4 protein-coding genes and 1 pseudogene are annotated in these 4,932 nt (G+C 66.0%); 3 read left to right on the top strand and 2 right to left on the bottom strand.

Translation table 11 applies throughout. The features are described 5' to 3' along the window. A pseudogene (locus ACESNG_RS22585) lies at nt 1-353 on the top strand (ATPase); the annotation flags it as partial. After that, nucleotides 350-1,663 (top strand): MFS transporter, encoded by a 1,314-nt coding sequence (locus ACESNG_RS22580; protein WP_373070953.1) that lies wholly within the window; start codon nt 350-352, stop codon nt 1,661-1,663. The pseudogene ACESNG_RS22585 and the gene ACESNG_RS22580, both read left to right, overlap by 4 nt. 21 nt (nt 1,664-1,684) lie before the next feature. Here ACESNG_RS22580 and ACESNG_RS22575 read toward each other — a convergent pair whose 3' ends face one another. Then, a complete protein-coding gene (locus ACESNG_RS22575; protein WP_373070951.1) occupies nt 1,685-3,136 on the bottom strand; it encodes a glycoside hydrolase family 10 protein in 1,452 nt (483 codons plus the stop codon). Between the two features lie 178 nt (nt 3,137-3,314). Here ACESNG_RS22575 and ACESNG_RS22570 point away from each other — a divergent pair, with 178 nt between their 5' ends. Further along, the gene (locus ACESNG_RS22570; protein WP_373070949.1) at nt 3,315-4,682 is read left to right on the top strand and encodes a serine hydrolase domain-containing protein; all 1,368 of its coding nucleotides are present in this window, start codon (nt 3,315-3,317) and stop codon (nt 4,680-4,682) included. Here ACESNG_RS22570 and ACESNG_RS22565 read toward each other — a convergent pair. Then, nucleotides 4,638-4,932: response regulator (locus tag ACESNG_RS22565; RefSeq protein WP_373070947.1), on the bottom strand; the 295-nt coding region annotated here is incomplete at its 5' end. The genes ACESNG_RS22570 and ACESNG_RS22565 overlap by 45 nt on opposite strands.

Genomic DNA, 4,932 nt, shown 5'->3' with positions numbered 1-4,932 from the left:
TCGCCGATCACACGATGCTTGTATACATTCGCGGCACACCGGAGCACACGCGCGTGCTGGTGGACCGATTCCGCGCGCATCCGAAGCCGATGTATTACAACCCGGCGTTTCTCGACGCGAAGTGGGCCGAGTACAAAGCGCAGCGCGCGCTCGTGCACGACGAACAGGTTGACCCTGACGATTTCGCGGTGTGGGGCTTCGAGCAGCTGCTCGCCCACCGCATCCCACTGTATGAGGCGATCGCTCAACGCTATGGATACATGATTGATATGCACGATGTGCCCGGTGTGCGCACCGAGGCGGACCTGCTCGATCTGCTGGCCCGCACCATCGACGCCCAGGTGACCACGTGAGCACGCCGGTCGTGCACGTCCCCGGCGCCCCCAAGTCGGCCAGCAGCCGTCTGCGTTCCATCTTCGGCGGATCGGTTGGCAACCTGGTGGAGTGGTACGATTGGTACGTGTATTCCGCTTTTTCCCTGTATTTCGCGAAGAGTTTTTTTCCGCCCGCGAATCAAACCGTTCAGCTCTTGAATGCAGCCGCGGTGTTCGCCGTCGGCTTTCTCATGCGACCTGCCGGCGGCTGGTTGATGGGACGCTACGCCGACAGACACGGACGTCGCGCCGCGCTCACTTTGTCGGTGCTGCTGATGTGCGGCGGATCATTACTGATCGCGGTGACGCCCAGCTACGCCAAGATCGGCGTGATCGCGCCCGCCATGCTCGTGCTTGCGCGCCTATTGCAGGGTCTCAGCGTGGGTGGCGAGTACGGCGCGAGTGCCACGTACCTGAGCGAGATGGCCGGCAAGACACATCGCGGCTTCTGGTCGAGCTTCCAGTATGTCACGCTCATCATGGGGCAATTGTTGGCGCTGGCGATGCTGCTGCTGCTGCAGCGCACGCTGACGCCCGCCGAGCTCGAATCGTGGGGATGGCGCATTCCGTTCATTGTCGGCGCGGCGTTGGCGGTCGTGGCCGTCGCCATGCGACGCGGCCTCGAGGAGTCGTCCGCGTTCGAAAAGGATCGCGCGTCGCGACCGCCGCAGAGCGCGGCCGCAACCGCGCGCGGTCTCATGGCCCATCCGCGCGCCGTACTCACGGTGGTCGGTCTCACTGCTGGCGGCACCGTCGCGTTCTACACGTTCACGACGTACGCTCAGAAATTTTTGGTGAACACCGCCGGCTTCAGCAAGAGCGACGCGACGTACATCAACGCCGTCTCGCTGTTGGTGTACATGATGCTGCAGCCTCTGGTCGGCGCGCTCTCCGACCGCATCGGTCGACGGCCCGTGCTCACGGCGTTCGGCGTCCTCGGCACCCTCGGCACGATCCCGTTGCTCACTGCGCTCGAAGGGGCCCGCACGATTCCACAGGCGCTCACGCTGCTGATCCTCGCACTCGTGGCCGTGAGCGGATACACCGCCATCAACGCCGTGGTGAAGGCCGAGCTGTTCCCCACCAGTATCCGCGCCCTGGGTGTTGGATTCCCGTACGCGGTCGCGGTATCGGTGTTCGGTGGGACCGCGGAATACTTCGCGCTCTGGTTCAAGAACATGGGACACGAGCGCTGGTTCTACTGGTACGTGACCGGCTGCATTCTCGCGTCACTGGTGGTCTACGCGACCATGCCGGAAACGCGCGACAACACGCTCATGGACGAGTAGGACACGGCGCGCGACATGCGACTACGGACGCCACACCACGTCCGCACTCGCGTTACCCACCTTGTCGATCGCGTTGATCACGACCCCGTCGGTGCCGGCCGCGGGTACATCCGCCGTGAGTGCGGCCACCCGCTGCAGTCGCTGCGACCACGTTCCGCTGGTGCGCCAGCGAAGCAGGTACCACGCCAGCGGCTCACTGGTGACCGGCGTGATCGATACGCGCAGCACGGCACCCAGCGGCGTCACGGCGATGGTGGGCGCCGGCGGGGAGACGGCGTCGAGCCAATCCGTGGCCGGCGGCAGGGCGCGCGAGGCGAACACGCCACCGGCGAGCAGCGACCGCAGTCCGCCGCGGTCGTTCAGCACCACCGTCGTGTTGTACAACACCGATCCCGTCGAGCCACCCGCGGCGGCGTTCTGCGCGCGCGTGAGCTGCACCTGCGCCGGAATCTCAGCGGCCACGTACGCACTCGTACTCCCGTCGCTCACGCGATAGGCCGCCAGCCCGGGCCACAGGTGCCGGCGCATCGTGTTCTGTTGTCCCCACCACGACAGCAGCGAGCCGAAGCTCTGTCCGGTCGAAGCGATCGACCAGTAGAGCTGTGGCGCGAAGTAGTCCACCCACCCGCGCTGCAGCCACAGGCGCGAGTCGGCGTAGATCGACGCGTAGGAGTCGAGCCCCACAATGCCCGCCGGAGTGCCCGGTCGCCAGATGCCGAATGGGCTGATGCCAACGCGCACCTTCGGTGCTACCGCGTGCGACTCGCGATAGAGCCGCTCCACGAACCGGTTCACGTTGTCGCGGCGCCAGTCAGCGCGAGCGAGCGATCCCCCGTTCCGCAGATACGTCGCGTAGGTAGCGCTGTCGGGGAAGTCGAGCCCCGTGCACCGCGAGTCGGGGTAGGGATAGAAATAGTCGTCCAGATGGACGGCATCCACGTCGTACCGACGCTGTACATCGGTGATCACGGCAATCGATTGATCCTGCACCGCCGCCTCGCCCGGATCGAACCACAGCTGCGTGCAGTACTTTCTGGCGAGGTCGGGGCGACGCACCGCGAAGTGCGTGTTCGCCAGGCGCAGTGTGTCGCTCAGATTCGCCGCGCGGAACGGGTTGAACCAGGCGTGCACTTCGATGCCGCGCATACGCGCCTGCGTGATCGCATACGCCAGCGGATCATATCCGGGGTCTACGCCCTGCGTGCCGGTCAGGGACCGTGACCACGGCTCGATCGTCGACGGGAAGAGCGCGTCGCCCGCGGCGCGAACTTGCAGCACGATGGCGTTCAACCCGGCTTGCTCCGCCGCATCGAGAAGCAGCGAAAACTCGGTCTGTTGCTGCGCCACCGGGAGCCCGCTGCGCGACGGCCAGTCGATGTTCGCGACCGTCGCAATCCAGAGCCCGCGGAATTCCCGTACCACCGTCGGGACGGTGAACGCAACCGCCGGTGGCGGGGGTGGGGGCGGGGTCACGGGCGCCGTCGGTGCGTCGCTCGTCGCGCAAGCGCCCAGCAGTACCGCGAGCCATGCTGCGCTGAAAAATCGTGGAGTAGCCTTGATCCACTGCATGGGGTAGCTTCGCCCCATTGCCCTCCATCCGGAAGCACCGGCTACGCGATTTAATCCGTTGCCGACCCCCACAGGCCTTGTCATGCCCTTCGCGTCGAGTTCTCTACCACGGTGCGCGATCGCGCTCGCCGGTGTCCTGCTGGCAAGCGCACAGCTGAGTGCGCAGCCGGCACCGCGTCTGGCCTCACCGCGCGCATCCAAACCGCTTCGCCATGGATTCGCCATCGATCGACTCGCACGGATCGATTCGATGCTCGATGCCGCCGTGGCGCAGGAGGAAATCGGCGGCGCCGTCGCGCTCGTGTTGCGCGACGATCAGGTGGTGTACGAGCGCGCCGTGGGCTGGAGCGATCGCGAGGCGCAGCGACGCATGACGCCCGATGCGGTGTTCCGGATTGCGTCACAGAGTAAGGCGCTCACGAGCACCGCCTTGCTCATGCTACTCGAGGAGGGAAGGCTGACGCTGGGCACGCCGGTCAGCCGCTTCCTGCCGTCATTCGCCCGCACGACCGTGGCCACACGCACCGATACCGGCGTCGCGATCGTACCGGCCAAGCGCGCCATCATGATTGGAGACCTGCTCACCCACACCGCCGGCATCTCCTACGGCACCGACGCGTCGGTACGCGCCCGCTACGAAGCGCAGGGCCTCGGCCCCGCCGCCGGCCGCGGATGGTACACCGCCGATAAGACCGATCCCATATGTACCACCATGGACAGACTCGGCGCGCTGCCATTCGTGGCGCAGCCCGGCGAGAAGTGGGTGTACGGCTACAACACCGACGTCCTTGGGTGCATCGTCGAGCGCGCCTCGGGCATGTCACTCGACGCCTTTCTGCGGAGCCGCATCACGCAGCCACTCGGTATGCGGGACACGCATTTCTTTCTGCCGGTCGCGCAGCGCCATCGACTCGTCACGGTGTACGCCAATGACTCCGGCCGCTTGCGCCGCGCCCCCGATGGTGCACGCGGCCAAGGGCACTACATCGACGGTCCGCGCATCAGCTTCGCCGGCGGCGCCGGACTCGTGTCCACCGCCCGCGACTACGCGCGCTTCCTGCAGATGATCGCCCACGGAGGGCGATGGAATGGCCAGCAGTATCTCGCCCCCCATACCGTGGCGCTGATGACGACCAACCAGGTCGACACACTGCACGGTACCACCAGAGGCTTCGGTCTCGGCTTCGAAACCACGGAGCGGTACGGCGCCACGGGGTCGTCGTCGGTGGGGACGTTTGGTTGGGGTGGGGCGTACGGGTCGAACTACAAGGTCGATCCCGCCGAGGGACTTGTCATCGTCTTCATGATCAACCAACTCCCCAGCGGAACCGACGTGATCGAACGATTCCAAACCATGCTGTATAGTGCGCTCGTCGAAGCGCGCGCGCACCGCTTGCGGAAGATCTCAGCCGGCGACCGGCTGATCGAGGAGACGGTGCACACGCCGTGACAATTCCTGAATGTCGAAAGGCTTGGTGAGCAGTTCCACACCATCGGGAACAATGCCGTGCTGCGTCACCGTGCCCTCCGGATAGCCGGACAGGTATAGCACGCGCGTGGTCAGCGCTTCCGCGAGATACTCCCGCGCCAGCGACACGCCCGTCATACCGGGCATGACCACATCGGTCACCAAGCGGTCCACCGGGCGCCCTAGTTCACGGCCGATGCGCAGCGCTTCAAGGCCTCCGGGCGCCTCCAGC

Origin of the sequence: Gemmatimonas sp. (assembly GCF_041689975.1) — a bacterium.
GTDB lineage: Bacteria > Gemmatimonadota > Gemmatimonadetes > Gemmatimonadales > Gemmatimonadaceae > Gemmatimonas.
Note: the sequence above shows the minus strand (reverse complement) of the source record. Positions and strands in the feature narration are given on the sequence as shown.